Raw genomic sequence first — 19,654 nt, 5'->3', positions numbered from 1 at the left:
TACTTTGCGCGAGGCGACATGACGTTAACCTATATATTTTCGGGATTTGCAGTGGGCACCCTGGTCGGTTTGACCGGCGTGGGTGGCGGCTCGCTGATGACTCCCTTGCTTACCCTGCTGTTTGGCGTATCACCAACTGTGGCGGTGGGCACGGACCTCGCCTTTGCTTCAATCACCAAGGCTACAGGTACTTTCACCCATAGATTGCGCGGCACAGTTGAGTGGAATGTTGTACGTCTTCTCTGCTATGGTGCTCTGCCAGCAGCAGTGGTTGCCACGCTGTTCCTCAAGAATTTTGGGGCGCTGGATAAAGAAATCGGTCAGCTCATACGCTACTCCATCGCTGTCTCTGTATTGTTGACCGTAGTTGCCCTGCTATTTAAAGGCAAGATGTTGAACTGGCTGAACAAGCATCCTGAAAAGCAATTGCAAGGCAAAAAACTCGCTGCTGCCACTATTATCTCTGGTGCGGTACTGGGGACGCTGGTGACCATTTCATCCATTGGTGCCGGCGCCATCGGCGCGACTTTGCTGGTGATGCTGTATCCACGCATGTCCGCTGCTCACATCGCCGGCACAGATATCGCCTATGCTGTACCTTTGACAGCCATTGCTGCTTTTGGTCATTGGTGGCTGGGCTCGATAGACTGGGTCTTGCTGGGTAGCCTGCTCATAGGCTCTTTGCCAGGCATTACCCTGGGCTCAATGGCAGCCCGCGCCGTACCTGAAAAATTTTTACGTGGCCTGCTGGCAACCACCCTGACTTTGGTTGCTGCCAAGCTTGTCCTTTGAATCTGTTTGCAATCGCGTACTTACAGACGCATTTTATGGGTAATTAAAGATGTATCGTTACGACCAGCACGATCACCAAATCATCAAGGAACGTATTGCACAGTACCGTGATCAGGTAGCACGCCGACTTTCCAATGAATTGTCAGAAGAAGAGTTTCTGCCATTGCGTTTGCAAAACGGCTTATACAATCAGCGGCATGCTTATATGTTGCGTGTCGCCGTGCCTTACGGCATGTTGTCGTCAGACCAGATGCGTAAATTTGCCTATATTGCGCGCGTTTATGATCGTGGCTATGGTCATTTTACTACCCGCCAGAATATCCAGTACAACTGGATCAATCTGGAAGACTCTCCAAAGATTCTGGAAGACCTGGCTACCGTTGAAATGCACGCTATCCAAACTTCAGGCAACTGCATGCGCAATATCACATCAGACGAGTTTGCCGGGGTTGCGGCTGATGAAGTGATAGACCCACGCCCTTATGCTGAAATCTTGCGCCAATGGACTACCTTCCATCCAGAGTTTGCCTATTTGCCACGCAAATTCAAGATTGCCATTAACGGCGCGCTGGAAGACCGTGCAGCGATTGCCGTACATGACATAGGCTTGACCGTAGTACATAACGAGGCCGGTGAAGTGGGCTTCAAAGTCATGGTTGGTGGTGGCATGGGTCGTACGCCTATTTTAGGTAGTGTGATTCGTGAATTCTTGCCATGGCAGCATGTCATGACTTATCTGGAAGCCATCCTGCGTATTTACAACCAGCACGGACGACGTGACAACAAGTATAAGGCGCGTATCAAGATCCTTGTCAAAGCCATCGGTACTGATGTGTTTGCCAGACAGGTTGAAGAAGAATGGGCTGATATCAAAGACGGCCCGGGCACATTGACGCAAGAAGAATTGCAAAGGGTGGCCTCGTATTTCAGCACCCCTGCCTACCTTGACTTGCCAGCCAGTGATGCCGCCTATGAGCAGCACAAGACAGATAACAAGGCATTTGCCAACTGGGTCAAACGCAATGTCAAGCCACACAAGGTCGCTGGCTATTCAAGCGTGGTTTTGTCCTTGAAAAAACCGGGCGTTCCGCCTGGCGATGCGACAGCTGGCCAAATGGATTTTATGGCTGACCTGGCAGACCGTTACAGCTTTTCAGAATTGCGCGTCACGCATGAGCAAAATATCGTCCTGTCTGATGTACAGCAATCTGCCTTGTTCGCCTTATGGCAAGAAGCGAAGGCCCAGGGACTGGCAACACCAAACATCGGCCTGCTGACTGACATGATCTGCTGCCCGGGCGGCGATTTCTGTTCTCTGGCAAATGCCAAATCGATACCGATCGCACTGGATATCACCGACCGTTTTGCTGATCTTGATTATTTGCATGACATTGGTGATCTTGAATTGAATATGTCTGGTTGCATCAATGCTTGCGGCCATCACCATGTAGGCAATATTGGCATACTTGGCGTGGACAAAGACGGCAGCGAGTTTTATCAAGTATCCATAGGTGGTGCACAAGGTAACAGTTCTGCCATAGGTAAAATCATAGGCCCCTCTTTTTCTGCGGGCCAAATGCCGGAAGTGATAGAGCGTATCGTTCAGGTCTATATCCGCGACCGCATTGAAAATGAGCGTTTCATTGATACTGCGCAACGCCTTGGCATCGCACCATTCAAGGAATATGTTTACGCAACACCGATCAAAACAACAGAGCATCATGGCGAAGATGCCGGTTCTGTTGTCAGTTACTGAATTACTAGGGTGAATTGAGAAAGTGCATGATGCGAGAAATCATTAAAGATAAAACCATAGTAAGCGACGACTGGACGATACTGCGTCTGGCAGAAAATGAAACGCCGGATGCCGTCGATGTACCCGCTGGCAAGATCGTAGTGCCATTAAAGGTCTGGCTATTGCAGCGCGAAAGCCTGCTGAAACGCACTGACCTGGCTGTGTGGTTCAGCAGCGATGAACAAGCCAAAGATTTGAAGGAAGATATCAGCCGCTTCAGCATGCTGGCAGTAGATTTCCCTAAATTTTCAGATGGCCGTGGCTATTCCATCGCCTATAACCTGCGCTCACGCCTGAACTTCACTGGCGAATTGCGCGCCATCGGCGATGTTTTGCGCGACCAGTTGTTTTACATGCAGCGTGTCGGCTTCAATGCCTTTGCCACACGTGAAGACAAAAATATCCATGATGCCATCAAGGGACTGACTGATTTTTCTGAAAAATACCAGACCTCCTGGGACGAAAAAAACCCCTTGTTCCGCCGTGCGGAGCGCAACGGAGCGCAAGCATGAGTGATTTTTTGGAGCGCCTTGCCGCAACACAGGCTATATTGGAAAGAATCGCCAACGACTTTGAACCGGCTGTCTTTGCATCAAGCCTGGCAGCAGAAGATATGGTGTTGACTGACCTGATTTTGCGCAAGAAACTGAATATCACGATTTTCTCGCTGGAAACCGGACGCCTGCATGCAGAAACCCTGGGCATGCTGGATAAAGTCAAGGAAACCTATGGCACAGAAATCAAGTTGTTCAAGCCGGATGCGGCAGCGGTAGAAAATTATGTCAGCCAGCATGGACTGAATGCCTTTTACGACAGCGTGGAAATGCGCAAGGAATGCTGCCGCATACGCAAGGTAGAACCACTGAAGCGTGCACTGGCAGGCAACAAGGCCTGGGTTACCGGCCAGCGCCGTGCGCAATCGGCTACCCGGACTGAACTGGCGATACAGGAAGATGACGCAACACATGGCCTGCAAAAGTTTAATCCTTTGGCAGATTGGTCAGAAGATGATGTGTGGCACTATCTCAGGAGCAACAATGTGCCTTACAATCCTTTACATGACAAAGGATATCCATCGATAGGCTGTGAACCATGCACCCGTGCGATACAGCCAGGTGAAGATGTCAGGGCTGGACGATGGTGGTGGGAAAATCCCGATTCCAAGGAATGTGGCCTGCATGTTGTTGATGGCAAGCTGATCCGAATTAAACAAGCTGTCTGAAGAAGAAAAATCATGAATACTGTCGTGGAAAACCATTTTATTGATGCTGCGAGCAATCGCCACCTGGATTGGCTGGAATCCGAAGCCATCCATATCATGCGCGAAGTCGCGGCTGAATGCAGCAACCCTGCCCTGCTGTTTTCTGGCGGCAAAGACTCTATCGTCTTGCTGCGCCTGGCAGAAAAGGCTTTCCGCCCTGGTAAATTCCCTTTCCCGCTGGTACATATCGACACCGGCCATAACTTTCCTGAAGTCATCGCCTTCCGTGACAAGCGCGTGGCACAGTTGGGTGAGCGCCTGATCGTCGGCTCGGTAGAAGAATCCATACGCCGTGGCACAGTACGCCTGCGCAACCCGGCAACCGATTCACGCAATGCCGCACAAGCCGTGACCTTGCTGGAAACCATTGCCGAGCATAAATTTGATGCCTGCATAGGTGGCGCCCGTCGCGATGAAGAAAAAGCGCGTGCCAAGGAAAGGATATTCTCTTTCCGCGATGAATTTGGTCAATGGAACCCAAAAGCACAACGTCCTGAACTGTGGGACCTGTATAACACCCGCGTTCATGCGGGTGAAAACATGCGCGTCTTCCCTATCTCGAACTGGACCGAGCTCGACGTATGGCAATACATCGCCCGTGAAAAACTGGAATTGCCACAGATTTATTTTGCCCATGAACGCCAGGTCATACCACGCAATGGCTTGCTGGTGCCACTGACGGATTTGACACCGCCACGCGATGGTGAAACGGTAGAAACCCAGATCGTGCGCTTCCGCACTGTGGGTGATATCTCCTGCACCTGCCCCGTATCTTCAGATGCTGCAACGGTTGAAGCAATCATTGCAGAGACCGCAATTACCCAAATCACAGAACGTGGCGCCACACGCATGGATGACCAGACATCAGAAGCATCGATGGAAAAACGTAAAAAAGAAGGATATTTCTAATGAACGCCGTAGAACAATTGACTGCCGCCGTTGGTAGAGAACGTGGCCTGTTGCGCTTCATCACGGCGGGTTCTGTCGATGATGGCAAGAGCACTTTAATCGGTCGCTTGCTGTTTGACAGCAAGGGTATCTTTGCTGACCAGCTTGATGCCATTTCACGCGCCAAGCACAAACGCACCGTTGGCGACACGATAGACTTGTCCTTGCTGACGGATGGCCTGGAAGCAGAACGCGAACAAGGCATCACCATCGACGTAGCCTATCGCTATTTCGCCACACCGAAGCGCAAATTCATCATCGCCGACACACCTGGGCATGAGCAATACACGCGCAATATGGTGACTGGTGCGTCAACCGCCGATGCAGTCATCATTTTGATCGATGTCTCCAAGGTCAAACTGAATGATGATGGCAGCGTCGATTTGCTGACGCAAACCAAACGTCACTCGACCATTGCCCACCTGCTGCAGATTGAGCATGTCATTGTCGCCGTCAACAAGATGGATCTGGTGAACTATGACCAGACCGTGTATGAGCGCATCATCGGTGCTTATCAGGAATTTGCCGATCAACTGGGCCTGAAAGATATACGCCCTATTCCGCTGTCTGCGCTGGCGGGTGACAATGTGGTCACGGCCAGTGAAAAACTGGCATGGTACAAAGGTCCGACGCTGATCGAATTGCTGGAATCACTAAGCGTGTATGACGCCTGCCATGACGAACCTTTCCGTTTCCCGGTACAACTGGTAGCGCGTCACAATGGCCATGAAGCGAATGATTTCCGTGGTTACATGGGTCGTATTGAAGCTGGCAAGGTCAGCAAGGGCGACAAACTGCTGGTGCAACCTGGTGGTCAGACAGCCACGGTTAAAGATATTTTAACACTGGATACTTCGCTGGCTACTGCCGTCGTTGGTCAGTCAGTGACAATCTTGCTGGATGAATATGTCGATATTTCACGCGGCGATATGCTGGTTAGTGCGGACCGTCCTGCTACCTTGTTGAAAACCGTGAAGGCTGATTTGTGCTGGTTGTCAGAAGATGCGCTGGATATACGTCGCAAATACTGGCTCAAGCATACCACCAGACAAGTCGCTGCCAGAGTCACCGGCATTGATACCCTGCTCGATATCAATACGCAAGAGCGCCGTCCTGCTGACAGCCTCAAGCTCAATGATATTGCCACTGTCACCTTGAATGTGGCTCAGTCGCTGGCAGTCGATGATTATAAAGATTTGCGCTCTACTGGTGCTTTCATCCTCATTGATGAAGTCACACATCAGACCGTGGCGGCTGGCATGATACATCTGGCCTGAGTTATGTCGCAAACTCCGGGCAAGGTTTATCTGATAGGTGCAGGTCCGGGTGCTGCGGATCTGATTACGGTACGTGGTGCCCGCCTGCTGGCACAGGCAGACGTGGTGTTGTATGACGCCCTGGTTACGGCTGAAATGCTGGATCTGTGCCCGCAAGCAGTCAAAATTTCAGTTGGCAAACGCAGCGGGCAACGCTCTGCCGCGCAAGAGCATATCAACCAGCAAATGCTGGAATGTGCGGCGCAATATACGCTGGTCGTCCGCCTCAAAGGTGGTGACCCCATGCTGTTTGGCCGTGCCGACGAAGAGCTGACGGCACTGGAGTCGGCAGGCATAACCTATGAAATCGTCCCCGGCATCACAACGGCACTGGCAGCTGCTGCCAGTGTGCGGCAACCACTGACCAAGCGCGGGGTTGCACGCAGTGTCGCCCTGTTCACCTCCAGTACAGCCCCAGGCGAAAGCACAGACACCCGCATACCTGAATGTGACACTCTGGTGCAATATATGGGTGGCAGAGAAGCTACGCTGACGGCACAGCGCATGCTGGCCGCCAACTTTCCCGGTAATTTACCTGTGGTCATCATAGAAAATTGTAGCCGCCCTAATGAGTGCAGCCAGACTTTGAGCCTGGATGAATTATCCAAGGGCCTGCCCATCAGCACCGGGCCGGTACTGGTGATGATGGGTGAAGCAATGCGCGCGCGCACTGGCAAATCATAAGAATAAAAATAATGAAGACAGCAGGTTGAGGAAATTAAGGGGGTAGCCTCACACCCAGTCTGCGTGCCATTAATTGCAAGACACCACCATCCCTTAGCTGCTCGTACAATTCGTCGTAGCGCAGGCGCAAATGCTCGCAACTGGCATTTTTGCAGTAAGCCAGATAACCATCCTGCATGTCCATGAAGGGCTCTATCATTTGCAATTCATTACTGATGCCCAGGGTCTTCATGATTGCTTCGGTATTGCGCATATTGGTCGCCAGGAAATCCACCCTCTTTGCCATCAGCATATTCAAGCCATTCGTCAGGGTATTGGCGATAACGGGTTTGATGGTAGCGCGCAGGCTTTCAAATTGCGGGCCATACACCCAGCCATTGATGACGCCCAGTTTAGGGCCAGGCAGATTGGCGTAATTGCCATCCCAGCTCAGCTCGGAGCCTTTGCGCACATACAAGGCCATGATGTCGCGATAAAAAGCCCGTTTGGCGAAGCCATATTTGGTTTCCCTTTCTGCCGTCTTGTAAGGGCCTATGAGTATTTGCGCCTGTTCGTTTTCAACCATCCACTGGGCTCTCGCCCAAGGATAGATTTCGAATCTGACTTCATCGCCATTTTGCCTGGCAAGCACACGTATGATATCCGCACCCAGCCCAGTGAATTCACCATTGGGGGTGCGCTCAAATACATTGGCGAATTCAGTACCAACGGCCAATACCTGCCCAGCCCGGACAGGCGTTGCGGACATCGCTGTCATGAGTGCCAGCAAAGCAATTGAAATGATAGTTTTCAATTGGACCATACTTTTTTCAGCATATGTAAGCCGCATCGAAAGGTCATCATTGATGAATGCAAACCTTGCGCTCATTTACAAAGAATAGCAACAGGTCATATAACAAGCGTCACAACTGACTCAGACAGTAATCACGTATCGCCTGCAAAACAGTTTCATCTTCGCCAACAGCATTTACTATCTTGAATTGCAAACCCGGGTGGCTCGCACGTATTGTTTCTGCCAGCACAGGCAAATCCCGCAAGACGTGGCCACCCTGCCCTAAAAACACAGGTGCCAGGGTAATGTTCTCGCACCCATCACCAACCAGTTGTGCCGCCAGTTCTGGCAATGATGGGGACATGAATTCAAGAAAAGCCAGTGCCACAGTAACATCAGGCAAGCTCGACTGTGTCATTACCTGCAAGCGTTGAAAAGGTGCAGCCCAACGAGGGTCGCGAGCACCATGGGCAAACAGTATCAGTGCAGATTTATTTGCCATCAGTTTCTCTCAACATACCGCAGGCCTAGCGAAGCAATGATAAGGAACAGGATACTCGGCACCACCGCAGTCACCAGCGCTGGCCAGGTATTGAGCAAGCCCACATGCGAAAACAGGGCATTGATCAGGTAAAAAGTCATACCTATCATGATGCCGCTAAAAATCTTCAGGCTGACACCACCACTGCGCACATGCAGATAAGCAAACGGTAAAGCCAGCGCCATCATGACCAGCGCAGCAAATGGGTAGGTGATCTTTTTCCAGAAGGCGATTTCATAGCGTTCACCATCTTGCTTATTATCTGCCAGATGCTTGGTGAATGCGGCCAGGTCGGTTGCAGACATGCGGTCAGGATCAGCGAACAACACTGACAAAATATCCGGCGTAACCTCTGACACCACATCACGACTGGCCAGTTTCTCGCTCTTGACAGCAGCAATATCTTCACTGGTCAAAGTTTTAGGGAAAGAAGTTTCTATGACATCAGATAAACGCCAGGTATTTTTACCCATATACACTGCATCCGTCGCCGTCATTTCGCGCGACAGATGGAAGTTTTTGTCAAATTCGAATATTTTGACACCCTTCAAATGACGGTTAGGCAGGATCTCTTTGACGTTCAAAAAACGAGAACCGATGACATCGCCAGTCAAACCATTTTCCCGCACCAGATCCTTGGTCCACAAGCCGGTACGGAATTCTTGCTCCAATGATTCACCTATGGCACTGAGCTTCATTTTTTCTGCAAACTTGCTGGAAATTGGCGAGATGATTTCACCAAATAAAAATGTCAGCAAGACGAATATCATACCTATCTTGAGCAAGATGGTACCGGCCATCATGGTTGACATGCTGGAAGCGCGCATGATGGTAAATTCAGAATTGGAGGCAAACTGTGCCAGCACATAAATCGTACCTATCAGCACCGCGATAGGCATGAACTCGTAGATACGGCCAGGCCAGCCCAGTAATACATAGATCACTGCATGCTTGAGTTGATACCCACCCTTGTTTACTGAAGACTGCAATTCACTGACAAGGTCAAAGAAAGAGAACAGGGCCAGCAGGGCCAGCATGACGAATAGAACCGAGCGCAAGATTTCAACGCCAAAATATCTTTGTAAAATTTTCATGCTGGACACTTTTCTTTACCACGGAAACCAGATTTGCAGCGTGACCACAAAATCAAAGGATGCCAGCGGCTATTCACTTTCAAACGCCATAAAAACATGCTGACGGTCATTAAAGCCACAAACAAATGATGTGGCCACCAGGCCATGCCAAAACTGCTGCGCTCCTGTACTACCAGGGCCTGCAAGATATTCGTAATCGACAGATAAATCACCACCAGCAACAAGGCAACGATGAGATTGGCCGAGCGACCGACACGTGGATTGACATAGCCCAGCGGAATAGCCAGCAACAGCAATATCGCGCACATCACAGGCAGCGATATACGCCACAGCAATTCACCAAGTTTACTGCTGTCGAGATTTTCCATCAAGGCCGACAAAGGCATGGATTTAGCAGATTTATCGCTGGCGATACTGGCATTCTGGCTGGATACCAATACCCCGTATTTTTCAAACTGCATCATCTGGAAATCCGGTGCAGTCGGCAAACCGTCATAGCGCCGCCCTTTGCTCATCACCAGGAATTTGTCACCTGCCTTGTCAATTTCTATCATGCCTTCTTTGGCAACGACGATGCTGGACCGGCCATCTTTATAGGTATTGATGAAAATGTTTTGTACTTTACTGAGGTCACCAGCTACTTCTTCGACAAAGAAAATACGGTCAGAAGAGGCCGATTCCTGAAACTTGCCTGGTGCTACCTTGGCAATATCCGAGCGTTTTTCAAAGCGTTCGCGAAATTCTACATTCTGCTGATTAGCCCAGGGAGTAACGATAAAGCTCAATAAGCCGGTGAGGATAATGAGAGGGCCGCCAAAGCGCAATACCGGGGAGATCCACTGCGTCAGGCTCAAGCCTGAGGCAAACCAGACCACCATTTCTGAATCCTGATAACTGCGGGTCACTACCAGCAAGACCGAAATAAAGCCGGTCAGAAGCAGCAAAATATGCATATTCATCAGTGCTGTGAAGCCTATCAGGGCGACCACATCAGCAGACGCAACCTTGCCGCCTGCAGCATTTCCGAGGATTTTAATAAGCATCACGGAAATCGTGATGGTGAACAGAGTTGTGAAGACTGCGCCGGCGGCACTGTTTAATTCACGTCGAAGCGCGCGCTGAAAAATCATGAGTAGGATTATAATGTCTGTTTTACGAGACTTACAAAGAGGAGTAATACGTGGACTTTAGCATAAAAACAATCGACGCAAAAAGTGCCTCGACTGCCCATAAAGCAATTAAGACAGGCTGTATCGTAGTTGGCGTGTATGAAAACAAGAAACTTTCTGCCGCTGCAGCAGGTCTGGACAAGTCCGGCGACATCGCTGCTGCCCTGAAATCTGGCGATATTACAGGTAAAGCGGGTACATCCCTGCTGTTGCGCAAACTGGCTGATGTCGCTGCAGAGCGCGTATTGCTGATAGGTTTGGGTGAGGAAGCAGCTACCGTTGGCGAAAAAGCCTATAACCAGGCTGTGCAGGCTGCTGCCCGTACCCTGGCTGGTCTGGGTGCCAATGATGCCGTGATCGCCCTGCCTGCGGTCAAAGACCGTGACCTGGCTTGGTCCATCCGCGCAACAGTAATTGCTTTCCGCGAAAGCATCTTCCGTGCTGACGGCCTGAAAAGCAAAAAAGATACATCCACCGCTGGCGTCAAAAAAGTCGCCATCGCAGTTACAGCTACAGAAGCCACTGCAGCAAAAAATGCGCTGGTACAGAGTGAAGCCCTGGCCAATGGCATGGACCTGACCAAAGAACTGGGTAACCTGCCACCTAATATCTGCACACCAACTCACCTGGCCAATACTGCCAAGAAAATCGCTACCGACTACAAAATGGTAGTTGAAGTGCTGGACCGCAAACAGATACAAGCCCTCAAAATGGGTAGTTTCCTGTCTGTCACCAATGGCACGGTAGAGCCTCCGAAGTTCATCGTACTCAAACACAACGGCGGCAAAGTCAAGGACGCGCCTGTTGTTCTGGTAGGCAAAGGCATTACATTTGACTCTGGCGGTATCTCGCTGAAAGCTGGCGCTGGCATGGATGAGATGAAATACGACATGGGCGGCGCAGCTTCTGTACTGGGTACCATGCGTGCCATCGGTGAAATGAAGCTCAAGCTCAACGTCATCGCCGTTATCCCTACTTGCGAAAACATGCCTTCCGGCAGCGCCACCCGTCCTGGTGACATCGTCACCTCCATGTCTGGTCAGACTATCGAAATCCTGAATACGGATGCTGAAGGCCGCCTGATCCTGTGTGACGCGCTGACATATGCAGAACGCTTCAAGCCTGCAGCTGTAGTTGACGTGGCAACACTGACAGGTGCTTGCGTGACTTCCCTGGGTCACCATAATTCCGGCCTGTTCACCCGTCATGACGAAGCGCATGACCAACTCGCAGCAGAACTGCTGGCAGCGGGCAAGCAGACTGGCGATACCGCATGGCGCATGCCTATAGAAGAAGCTTATAACGAGCAATTGAAATCCAATTTTGCTGACATGGCAAACATTGGTGGCCCAGCCGGTGGCAGTATCACGGCAGCCTGCTTCCTTGAGCGCTACACCAAGAAATACACCTGGGCCCATCTGGATATCGCTGGTACAGCCTGGAAATCTGGCGCAGCCAAGGGCTCCACTGGTCGCCCAGTGCCACTGCTGACAACATTCCTGATCAATCGCGCAGCTTGATAAGCAACTTTTTTGGGATGTGAAGGCCGGAGTCTGAATAATTCAGACTCCGGCTTTTTTATCTGCGATCAGGGTTTAAACCAGAGCTCCGCACGGTTCAGCGGCATATTCGCAGGATTCAAAACAGGATTCTGCAGTTCCAGCACAGTTCTTTGCTTGAGACCTGCTTTTTGTATCGCAGTTTGATGGTATTTAAGGAAGAGTTTCTCGAATTGCCCGGTCCGCACCATGATCTCAAGTCCATTGTTCAAGTCCTCGGCAAACTGCCGTTTGGTGGGGGTAACAAAAAAATAATAGGCGGCGGGATAATGCAGGGCGATATCCGGGCTGATGAGCAGATTTTTACCAGCATGCGATTCCTGCTCCTTCCAGATCTCCATGACAGACCTGGGAAAATAATCAAAACGCCCTGCTTCCAGCATGCTGAACAAGGCTTCATAGGAGTTGGCCGTACTGACCTTAAGGCCATTGCTTTCGAGTATCTTGACATCTGGCCAGTCCAATTCTTGCCCTGCGGAGTAATTCTCCATATCCCGCAAGGTCCTGATAGTTTTGAACATCTGCCGGTTTTCACTGAGAACAAAAGGGATGCGCCAGCCAAGCAAGCCTTTGTCGATAGGGATTTTAATGGCGATCAGCGCTTTTTCTCTTTCATCCGTAGACATGCTCCACAACAGATCCACTTCCCCCGTACCGTTTTTCATTTCATGGACAGCCCGGCCTTGCTGCATGGTCGCCTTGCTGGGCAATAATTGGTACTTATGGGAGGAAAAAGACAGGGCTTCGGCCAGCAACTCATGCACATAATCAAAATGGCTATCTGTCTTGGCTGCCGGACGAGGGTAACGAATCACAGTAGCATCTGCAAACGCGGGCTGGGTGCCAATGAAGAGCATTGCAATGAAACAGGATACAAAACACTTGAACATAGCAAACCAAAAAAGAAGCTGTATTAATGCATTTTAGTATCTTTCCGAAACGAAATAAGCTTGAGCGGATGGATAAACGTCAAAGATTGAAAAGTTCTGTTTTGGGTATGAACACGCGCAACACTTTGTCATTTGCATAGCCAGCATTATCAATTCACAACATCGTATAATGTGCGTCAAATCCATAGTCATTGCTGCAACAGGGATTCTTCTCTGGATTTTGCTGCAATGACTGCCACCCACCCGCATAGATCAATCATATGAAATTAGTAACGTGGAACGTTAACTCCCTCAAAGTCAGGCTGCCGCAAGTCTTGCAGTGGCTGGAAACCAATCCTGTGGATGTGCTGTGCATACAGGAAACCAAGCTCACCGATGACAAATTCCCACAGGCAGAGATAGAAGCCGCAGGCTACCACGTCGCGTTTACTGGTCAAAAAACTTATAACGGCGTGGCGATTTTGTCGAAACATCCTATGACGGATATTCAAAAGAATAATCCGCAGTTTGAAGATGAACAACAACGCATCATCGCTGCCACCATATCAGGCATACGCGTCATTTGTGCTTATGTACCGAACGGCCAGGCACCGGATTCTGACAAATTCCAGTACAAGTTGAAATGGTTTGCCGCACTTGAAAACTGGGTCAGGGAAGAAATGACGCGCCATCCGAAACTTGCCGTATTGGGCGACTACAACATCGCCCCGGAAGACCGGGATGTACATGATCCCGCAGCCTGGGTGGGCATGAACCTGGTGTCACCAGAGGAAAGAACAGCCCTCAAGAACCTGATCGCACTGGGTTTGAGCGACAGCTTCCGCCAGTTTGAGCAGGCGGAAAAATCCTTTAGCTGGTGGGATTACCGCGCCCTTGGCTTCCGTCTGAACAAAGGTGTACGCATAGACCATATCCTGCTGTCCACAGAACTGGCGAAGCAATGTACCTCCTGCGTCATTGATCGCGTACCACGCAAATGGGAGCAACCATCTGATCATGCGCCGGTGATTGCTACCCTTGATTGCATCTGATAGTTAACTTCTAATCGTCATAACCAAGGCTGGGCGCAGCAGCCTTATTCTTCGCCCAAGTCGATTTGGCAGGCGCAATACGCGGGCCAGTTGCCGACTCTTCCATACGGAAGGCTGACATCGCGGTTTTCAGCAAGTTGGCCTGCTCTTCCAGTGAGCCGGCCGCGGCAGCGGCTTCTTCGACCAGTGCAGCATTTTGCTGTGTCGCCTCATCCATGTGTGCCAGCGCCACGTTGACTTGCTGAATACCATCGCTTTGCTCAACTGAGGCGGTGGTGATTTCATTGATGATGGCAGCGACCTGGTCTACTGCCGAGACGATGCGGTTCATGGCAGCACCGGCTTTATCAACAAGCTCAGACCCTTCACTGACTTTATTGACAGAGTCTTCAATCAGGTTCTTGATCTCTTGCGCAGCAGCGGCACTGCGCTGTGCCAAAGTACGCACCTCGCTGGCAACCACTGCAAAACCCCGTCCCTGCTCACCTGCCCTGGCCGCTTCCACCGCTGCATTCAAGGCCAGGATATTGGTCTGGAACGCGATACCTTCGATCACGCTGATGATATCAACAATCTTGCGTGAGCTTTCTGTAATACCCTGCATGGTAGTGACCACCTTGCCCACCACTTCGCCACCCTGGGTTGCGACATCTGAGGCATTCACTGCCATCTTGTTGGCTTCACGGGCATTGTCGGCATTATTACGCACAGCCTCTGTCAGTTCTTCCATACTTGCTGCTGTTTCTTCAAGGGAGGATGCCTGTTGCTCGGTACGGCCAGATAAATCCATATTGCCTGTGGCAATTTCGGTCGCGCCCACAGTAATCGAATCGGTCGCCTTGCGTACATCCACGACCATGACACGCAATTGCTCCAGGAAGCGATTGAAGGCCGAGGCTGTCTGGGCAACTTCATCATCACCCTCAACATCAATTTTGCGGCTCAGGTCACCACCACCAGCGGCGATATCCGACATGGCATCACGTACTCTTTGCAAGCCAGCCAGCATGCGGCCCACCAGCAAGGTCGTCAAAGGCATGATCACGCCAAGCAAGACCAGCAGGACAACAGCGGAAAGTATCAGCAACTGATCCAGGGCTTCCAGCGCTTTTTTCTTGTCGATGACCAGCGCCAGGTAAATATCGGAGCCGGTAATTTGCTGCAAGAGCATGAAATGCTGTTTGCCTCCAATTTCAGTCAGTATCGGGTCTTTTTGTTTGGACAGGTTCGCCAGGTTATCGAGTGCCAGATCAGGGGTGATTTCCTTTGCCATTTTCATGACCCTGGCCTGATCTGCGTGCGCCAGCACCTGGCCGCTCTTATCCAGCAAGAAGGCATAACCGCCGCCAGCCAGTTTGATGGTCAGGATCTGGTCAACAATCTTGGTCAGGAAAACGTCAGCCCCCACCACACCCCCCTCTCCACCTTTGACAGGTGCAGCAAAAGTAATCATCAGCCCAGGAGGTGCCACGCCCATGTAGGGGGAAGTGACGATGGGCTTTTTGGCTTCCATGGCAGCTTTATACCAAGGGCGCACAGTAGGGTCGAAACCGGCAGGTGGTGGATCAGGCGGGATATTGGTGAATTGCTTGTCAGGCTGGCCCTGGTAAACACTGAGGAAATTGCCGCCGCCACGCATCATGGTCAAACTCGCCTGCAAATCAGCGCCATTGCCCAGACCTTGCGACAAGCTCTCCATCATGGACAAATTGGTTTGTATCCAGTTACTCAGCACAGCGTTATAACCCGCCGCAACACCACGCATTTCATTATTCAGGTCATTTTCTATCTGGGACTTCATCCTCAGATAACTGCCTACGGTCAAGACTATCGTACAAACTGCGAGTAACAATCCTATGACAACAATGAGTCTGGCCTTGAGAGATTTCATAGCTTCCCCTGAGTACGGATATGGATAGATAAAAAACTTTAAAGACTTTGTCCAAGCAAATTCAACGGTAAAACGGTGCACCGATATGGGTCTGAACATTCAACATGAAAAGCTATCGTAGCGACCGCGCACGAAGAAAAGCTTAATGCCATACAACAATATAGCGCCGCAGGCCAGGCAATGTGAGAAAAAATTTATCCAATTTACCAGTTTGTAAAACAAGTTCACAAGTCTGTGGGATTGCAGCATCAGCACTACTTAGGTGGTTTGTTTCAATTCCTTGCTGCTAGCAAGGAAAAGTGACTAGCCTTTTTCAATCTGCAGTTTTAAACTGCGCATTTCCCTGGAGACAGTAATGGCCATCATCATCACAACAGAAAGACTCAATCTGCGCACCATCACAACAGATGATGCCGCTTTTTATCTGACCCTGGTGAATGATCCCGCTTTTATCGCCAATATACGTGACAAAGGCATACGCACGCTGGAGGAGGCCCGGACAGATATCATCAATGGCCTCATGGCGAGCCAGGAAAAGATGGGTTTTAGCCTGTATGTGATGGAACGCCAGGAGGATGGACAGGCAATCGGCCTGTGCGGCCTGATCAAGCGGGAAACCCTGAAGAATGTGGATATAGGCTATGCCCTGCTGCCTCAATTCATAGGACAGGGCTATGCCAGGGAAGCTGCCCAGGCAACCTTGGAATATGCCAACCAGCACTTGCGCATCACCAAACTGGCCGGCATCACATCACCTGACAATAGCGCATCCAATAAACTGCTGCAGAGCCTGGGATTTCAACTCGAAGCTGTGGTGGTGCTGGAAGGTGAAAGCAGAGACACCAATTTATATGGGTATGAGTTTTAAATTGGGTATCTTGGCAGGTTTTTTTAAAATAGGACTTGCACAAAATTGTCCCAGCAAGGCTATCGCCTTAGGAAACCTCTCTTGCAAGAGAGGTTCGTTACGTTGGCAGGCAACGTGTTGCCTGAAACCTGACTACACCGTAGCGACGAAGACAGTACTTTAGTATCGAATTTGCTAAACGCAGCTGGGGCGGTTTTGTGCAAGTCCGCTTACAGGAAGCGGTCGAGTATCTTGCGGCTGTGCTTGTCTATTTCATACATATCACGTATCAAAAATTGTATGCCGTGATTATCAGTAATCAATAAAGACGTCTTGCCAATGCGGCGTATATCCTCGTCACCCTTGAGAACAAAATCAGTCTCACCACGGTCAGTCGCTACTTTCCAGGTACATGGCAGGGCAAAGCTGGTGACGCTGATGATACGGCTGATTTCAGGCATGAATTCGCGCCCTTCCAGCTCTTCCATGACCAGCTCACGCGCATCTGCTGCCAGATCACCGAGCTGATCTATCCATGCGACTTCACGGCCATCTGTCATGACGAGAGAGATGCCTACCAATGGTGACTGGATAGGAAATGCACGCACAGGGCTGACGCCTTCAAACACTTCGCCAGCCTCATTATTGAGTATCAGTTTGCCAAAGGCGTTGCGGGTCAGGGTAAATTTTGTTGTTGTCATCTTCTTTTACTCCTCAACCAGTTCTGCATTACGGGCTTGCGCCTGATACAGATTATAGTAAGCACCTTCTTTGGCCATCAATTCATCATGGCTGCCCACTTCGACTACCTGGCCTCTGTCGAGCACAACCAGACGGTCGGCCTTGTGCAGGGTCGACAATCTATGCGCAATCGCTATCGTGGTACGGCCTTGCACCAGGTTATCAAGGGCTTTCTGGATTTCTTTCTCGGTTTGCGAATCGACCGAAGAAGTCGCTTCATCCATGATCAAAATACGTGGATCGATCAGCAGAGCACGGGCAATCGAGATACGCTGACGCTCACCGCCAGACAAGCCCTGGCCACGTTCGCCGACCATGGAGTCATAGCCTTGCGGCAAGCGCAAGATAAATTCATGGGCATGGGCAGCACGTGCCGCCGCAATGATTTCATCACGCGTGGCGTCTGGCTTGCCATAGGCAATATTCTCGGCGATGGTGCCAAAGAAAAGGAAAGGCTCTTGCAGGACCAGGCCGATATTTTGGCGGTAATCCGACACCGCAAATGAGCGTATATCAACACCGTCGAGCAAAATCGCACCTTCCGAAACATCATAGAAACGGCAAATCAGGTTCACCAGCGTACTCTTACCTGAACCACTATGCCCAACCAGACCTATCATTTCACCTGGTTTGATGTTCAGGTTGATACCACGGTTGACCGCACGGTTACCATAACGGAAGCCTACTTCGCGCAATTCTATCTGGCCTTTGACTTCTTTTACTTTCACAGGATTTTGCGGATCAGGCACGCTCGATACATGGTCAAGGATATCGAAAATACGCTTGGCAGCCGAGGCAGATTTCTGTGTCACAGAAACGATACGGCTCATGGAATCAATACGGCCATAAAAGTTACTGATGAAAGCCACGGCAGCCACCAGCGAACCGACAGTAATATCGCCTTTTGAAATCTGCCAGATACCAAAACCCCAGACCACCAGAATGCCAAGATCTGTCAGGAATGACACGGTAGGTGAAAACAGCGACCAGACCTTGTTGAGCTTGTCGTTGACAGCCAGATTATGCTTGTTCGCCTCACGGAAGCGCCCTGCTTCGCGCTTTTCCTGGGCAAAGGCTTTGACCACACGAATACCTGGAATAGTGTCGGCCAGGACATTGGTTACCTCGCCCCATACCCTGTCTATCTTTTCAAAACCGGTGCGCAATTTGTCGCGCACCAAATGGATCATCCAGGCAATGAATGGCAGCGGCAGCAAGGTTACCAGAGCCAGCTTGGTATTGATTTGCAACAGAAAACCAGCCGTCATGATGAACATCAGCACGTCAGTCGCAAAATCCAGCAGGTGCAGGGACAGATAAACGCAAATGCGATCACTTTCACTACCTATGCGCGACATCAGATCGCCAGTACGTTTACCACCAAAATATTCCAGCGACAATTTCAGCAGATGTTCATACGTAGCAGTACGCAAATCCGCGCCTATGCGCTCTGACACCAGCGCCAGGATATAAGTCTTGCCCCAGCTCAGCAGCCATGCAATTACCGCAGAACCAAGCAAACCACCAATATAAAACACCACCAGCTTGGGATCAACATGCGCACCGTTTTGATAGGGGATCAGCACCTCATCCGTCAACGGCTTGGTCAGGTAACGCGGGATCATGTGCGCTGCCGTGCCCAGCAACATCAGTGAGAAACCGATGAACAGTTGCAAGCGGTATGGGTGGGCAAATCGCCACAGACGCAGCAGTGTCCATGTCGATGGAGGTGTATAGGTAACCTTGGTACAAACCGGGCATTCTTCCTGATCTGGTTCCAGCACGGCTTTACAACTAGGACAAATATTTTGTTCGGCACGTACTACCGGCATGCCTGTGACATGGCTTAGCAATTGCTCTTTGAAGTGGTCCAGCAGGCGTATTGCATGCAAATTCTGACCCAGGGTAAAGCGCCAACTGGCCTGCAAGCCTTGCTCATCCACCAGTTCCAGATGGCCGACACCGGCATGATCATGATGACTTAATTGCAAACCCTTCCTGAAACGCCATTCTTTCCAGTCAGTTTCGCCGGGTGATTTGGTCAGCAGGCGCTGGTCTGTCACCACCAGCAAGCCCTTGCGGAAGCGAAGTTTGCTGTCGAGGTCAACCTCCAGGGCAGTTAAAACGTTCTCGCCATTGGCGATCTGACTATTGAGGTCAGACTGCCAGGATACTGGAAGTGATATAACAGACTGTTCGGGGTTGAATTGTGTTGTGGTCATCGTGAAACGAACTCCGGCTCAAGAGCTGGTCCCGAACAAAATCAGGACATAAATTTTAGTAAAAGAGATCACTTGATTTCCGTTTCCGGCATAAGCCATGT

The 19,654-nt window shown here is 50.5% G+C and carries 18 protein-coding genes; 10 read left to right on the top strand and 8 right to left on the bottom strand.

All coding sequences use genetic code 11. The features are described 5' to 3' along the window. Window positions 1–18: 18 nt before the first annotated feature. Genes AC3WQT_RS05570 through cobA form a run of 7 tightly spaced genes read left to right on the top strand, consistent with a single transcriptional unit; the run spans window position 19 to window position 6,796 of the window. On the top strand, window positions 19–792 hold the full coding sequence (locus AC3WQT_RS05570; RefSeq protein ID WP_492702807.1) for a sulfite exporter TauE/SafE family protein: 774 nt from the start codon (window positions 19–21) through the stop codon (window positions 790–792). Window positions 793–841: 49 nt separating this feature from the next. Then, entirely contained in the window at window positions 842–2,548 is a 1,707-nt protein-coding gene (locus tag AC3WQT_RS05565) for a nitrite/sulfite reductase (RefSeq protein WP_492702806.1), read from the top strand. A gap of 29 nt (window positions 2,549–2,577) precedes the next feature. Then, window positions 2,578–3,099: a DUF934 domain-containing protein gene (locus tag AC3WQT_RS05560; protein WP_492703119.1), complete on the top strand. Its 522-nt coding sequence runs from the start codon at window positions 2,578–2,580 to the stop codon at window positions 3,097–3,099. Further along, the gene (locus AC3WQT_RS05555; RefSeq protein ID WP_492702805.1) at window positions 3,096–3,809 is read left to right on the top strand and encodes a phosphoadenylyl-sulfate reductase; all 714 of its coding nucleotides are present in this window, start codon (window positions 3,096–3,098) and stop codon (window positions 3,807–3,809) included. Before AC3WQT_RS05560 ends, AC3WQT_RS05555 begins: the two co-directional genes overlap by 4 nt. A 12-nt stretch (window positions 3,810–3,821) precedes the next feature. Then, a complete protein-coding gene (gene cysD, locus AC3WQT_RS05550; protein WP_423011564.1) occupies window positions 3,822–4,757 on the top strand; it encodes a sulfate adenylyltransferase subunit CysD in 936 nt (311 codons plus the stop codon). Beyond that, entirely contained in the window at window positions 4,757–6,073 is a 1,317-nt protein-coding gene (locus AC3WQT_RS05545; protein WP_492702804.1) for a sulfate adenylyltransferase subunit 1, read from the top strand. Before cysD ends, AC3WQT_RS05545 begins: the two co-directional genes overlap by 1 nt. A 3-nt stretch (window positions 6,074–6,076) precedes the next feature. Then, complete coding sequence (cobA, locus tag AC3WQT_RS05540) at window positions 6,077–6,796, top strand: uroporphyrinogen-III C-methyltransferase (RefSeq protein ID WP_492702803.1); 720 nt, start codon at window positions 6,077–6,079, stop codon at window positions 6,794–6,796. A 34-nt stretch (window positions 6,797–6,830) separates the two neighbouring features. Here cobA and AC3WQT_RS05535 read toward each other — a convergent pair whose 3' ends face one another. From AC3WQT_RS05535 to lptF, 4 genes are all read right to left on the bottom strand, one after another. Beyond that, window positions 6,831–7,598 (bottom strand): substrate-binding periplasmic protein, encoded by a 768-nt coding sequence (locus tag AC3WQT_RS05535; protein ID WP_492702802.1) that lies wholly within the window; start codon window positions 7,596–7,598, stop codon window positions 6,831–6,833. 100 nt (window positions 7,599–7,698) lie between these two features. Continuing rightward, on the bottom strand, window positions 7,699–8,070 hold the full coding sequence (locus AC3WQT_RS05530; protein ID WP_492702801.1) for a sirohydrochlorin chelatase: 372 nt from the start codon (window positions 8,068–8,070) through the stop codon (window positions 7,699–7,701). Next, a complete protein-coding gene (lptG, locus tag AC3WQT_RS05525) occupies window positions 8,070–9,203 on the bottom strand; it encodes an LPS export ABC transporter permease LptG (protein WP_492702800.1) in 1,134 nt (377 codons plus the stop codon). Before lptG ends, AC3WQT_RS05530 begins: the two co-directional genes overlap by 1 nt. Next, window positions 9,200–10,333, bottom strand: coding sequence for an LPS export ABC transporter permease LptF (gene lptF, locus AC3WQT_RS05520; RefSeq protein ID WP_492702799.1), 1,134 nt, complete (start codon window positions 10,331–10,333; stop codon window positions 9,200–9,202). The genes lptG and lptF overlap by 4 nt, the downstream gene beginning before the upstream one ends. 50 nt (window positions 10,334–10,383) lie before the next feature. Between lptF and AC3WQT_RS05515 the strand changes: the two genes are divergently transcribed. Beyond that, the gene (locus tag AC3WQT_RS05515; RefSeq protein WP_492702798.1) at window positions 10,384–11,892 is read left to right on the top strand and encodes a leucyl aminopeptidase; all 1,509 of its coding nucleotides are present in this window, start codon (window positions 10,384–10,386) and stop codon (window positions 11,890–11,892) included. Between the two features lie 68 nt (window positions 11,893–11,960). Here AC3WQT_RS05515 and AC3WQT_RS05510 read toward each other — a convergent pair whose 3' ends face one another. After that, window positions 11,961–12,746, bottom strand: coding sequence for a hypothetical protein (locus tag AC3WQT_RS05510; protein ID WP_492702797.1), 786 nt, complete (start codon window positions 12,744–12,746; stop codon window positions 11,961–11,963). Between the two features lie 335 nt (window positions 12,747–13,081). Between AC3WQT_RS05510 and xth the strand changes: the two genes are divergently transcribed. Then, complete coding sequence (gene xth, locus AC3WQT_RS05505) at window positions 13,082–13,852, top strand: exodeoxyribonuclease III (RefSeq protein ID WP_492702796.1); 771 nt, start codon at window positions 13,082–13,084, stop codon at window positions 13,850–13,852. A gap of 10 nt (window positions 13,853–13,862) precedes the next feature. On the opposite strand, the gene AC3WQT_RS05500 is transcribed toward xth, so the two are convergent. Further along, the gene (locus AC3WQT_RS05500; protein ID WP_492702795.1) at window positions 13,863–15,743 is read right to left on the bottom strand and encodes a methyl-accepting chemotaxis protein; all 1,881 of its coding nucleotides are present in this window, start codon (window positions 15,741–15,743) and stop codon (window positions 13,863–13,865) included. Between the two features lie 355 nt (window positions 15,744–16,098). On the opposite strand from AC3WQT_RS05500, the gene AC3WQT_RS05495 reads away from it, so the two are divergent. Further along, a complete protein-coding gene (locus AC3WQT_RS05495; protein WP_492702794.1) occupies window positions 16,099–16,611 on the top strand; it encodes a GNAT family N-acetyltransferase in 513 nt (170 codons plus the stop codon). A 209-nt stretch (window positions 16,612–16,820) separates the two neighbouring features. Here AC3WQT_RS05495 and AC3WQT_RS05490 read toward each other — a convergent pair whose 3' ends face one another. After that, window positions 16,821–17,291: a cyanophycin metabolism-associated DUF1854 family protein gene (locus tag AC3WQT_RS05490; protein ID WP_492702793.1), complete on the bottom strand. Its 471-nt coding sequence runs from the start codon at window positions 17,289–17,291 to the stop codon at window positions 16,821–16,823. A 6-nt stretch (window positions 17,292–17,297) separates the two neighbouring features. After that, the gene (locus AC3WQT_RS05485; RefSeq protein WP_492702792.1) at window positions 17,298–19,553 is read right to left on the bottom strand and encodes a cyanophycin metabolism-associated ABC transporter; all 2,256 of its coding nucleotides are present in this window, start codon (window positions 19,551–19,553) and stop codon (window positions 17,298–17,300) included. Between the last annotated feature and the right edge of the window lie 101 nt (window positions 19,554–19,654).

This window comes from Undibacterium sp. FW305-107 (genome assembly GCF_058788535.1).
The sequence above is the reverse complement of the archived record's forward strand: the minus strand, read 5'-3'. Positions and strand labels throughout refer to the sequence as shown.

What these genes read in the sequence shown, in the direction of transcription:
- AC3WQT_RS05570 (WP_492702807.1), top strand. Translation starts at nt 19, where the DNA reads ATGACGTTAACCTATATATTTTCGGGATTTGCAGTGGGCACCCTGGTC.
- AC3WQT_RS05565 (WP_492702806.1), top strand. Translation starts at nt 842, where the DNA reads ATGTATCGTTACGACCAGCACGATCACCAAATCATCAAGGAACGTATT.
- AC3WQT_RS05560 (WP_492703119.1), top strand. Translation starts at nt 2,578, where the DNA reads ATGCGAGAAATCATTAAAGATAAAACCATAGTAAGCGACGACTGGACG.
- AC3WQT_RS05555 (WP_492702805.1), top strand. Translation starts at nt 3,096, where the DNA reads ATGAGTGATTTTTTGGAGCGCCTTGCCGCAACACAGGCTATATTGGAA.
- cysD (WP_423011564.1), top strand. Translation starts at nt 3,822, where the DNA reads ATGAATACTGTCGTGGAAAACCATTTTATTGATGCTGCGAGCAATCGC.
- AC3WQT_RS05545 (WP_492702804.1), top strand. Translation starts at nt 4,757, where the DNA reads ATGAACGCCGTAGAACAATTGACTGCCGCCGTTGGTAGAGAACGTGGC.
- cobA (WP_492702803.1), top strand. Translation starts at nt 6,077, where the DNA reads ATGTCGCAAACTCCGGGCAAGGTTTATCTGATAGGTGCAGGTCCGGGT.
- AC3WQT_RS05535 (WP_492702802.1), bottom strand. Translation starts at nt 7,598, where the DNA reads ATGGTCCAATTGAAAACTATCATTTCAATTGCTTTGCTGGCACTCATG.
- AC3WQT_RS05530 (WP_492702801.1), bottom strand. Translation starts at nt 8,070, where the DNA reads ATGGCAAATAAATCTGCACTGATACTGTTTGCCCATGGTGCTCGCGAC.
- lptG (WP_492702800.1), bottom strand. Translation starts at nt 9,203, where the DNA reads ATGAAAATTTTACAAAGATATTTTGGCGTTGAAATCTTGCGCTCGGTT.
- lptF (WP_492702799.1), bottom strand. Translation starts at nt 10,333, where the DNA reads ATGATTTTTCAGCGCGCGCTTCGACGTGAATTAAACAGTGCCGCCGGC.
- xth (WP_492702796.1), top strand. Translation starts at nt 13,082, where the DNA reads ATGAAATTAGTAACGTGGAACGTTAACTCCCTCAAAGTCAGGCTGCCG.
- AC3WQT_RS05500 (WP_492702795.1), bottom strand. Translation starts at nt 15,743, where the DNA reads ATGAAATCTCTCAAGGCCAGACTCATTGTTGTCATAGGATTGTTACTC.
- AC3WQT_RS05495 (WP_492702794.1), top strand. Translation starts at nt 16,099, where the DNA reads ATGGCCATCATCATCACAACAGAAAGACTCAATCTGCGCACCATCACA.
- AC3WQT_RS05490 (WP_492702793.1), bottom strand. Translation starts at nt 17,291, where the DNA reads ATGACAACAACAAAATTTACCCTGACCCGCAACGCCTTTGGCAAACTG.
- AC3WQT_RS05485 (WP_492702792.1), bottom strand. Translation starts at nt 19,553, where the DNA reads ATGACCACAACACAATTCAACCCCGAACAGTCTGTTATATCACTTCCA.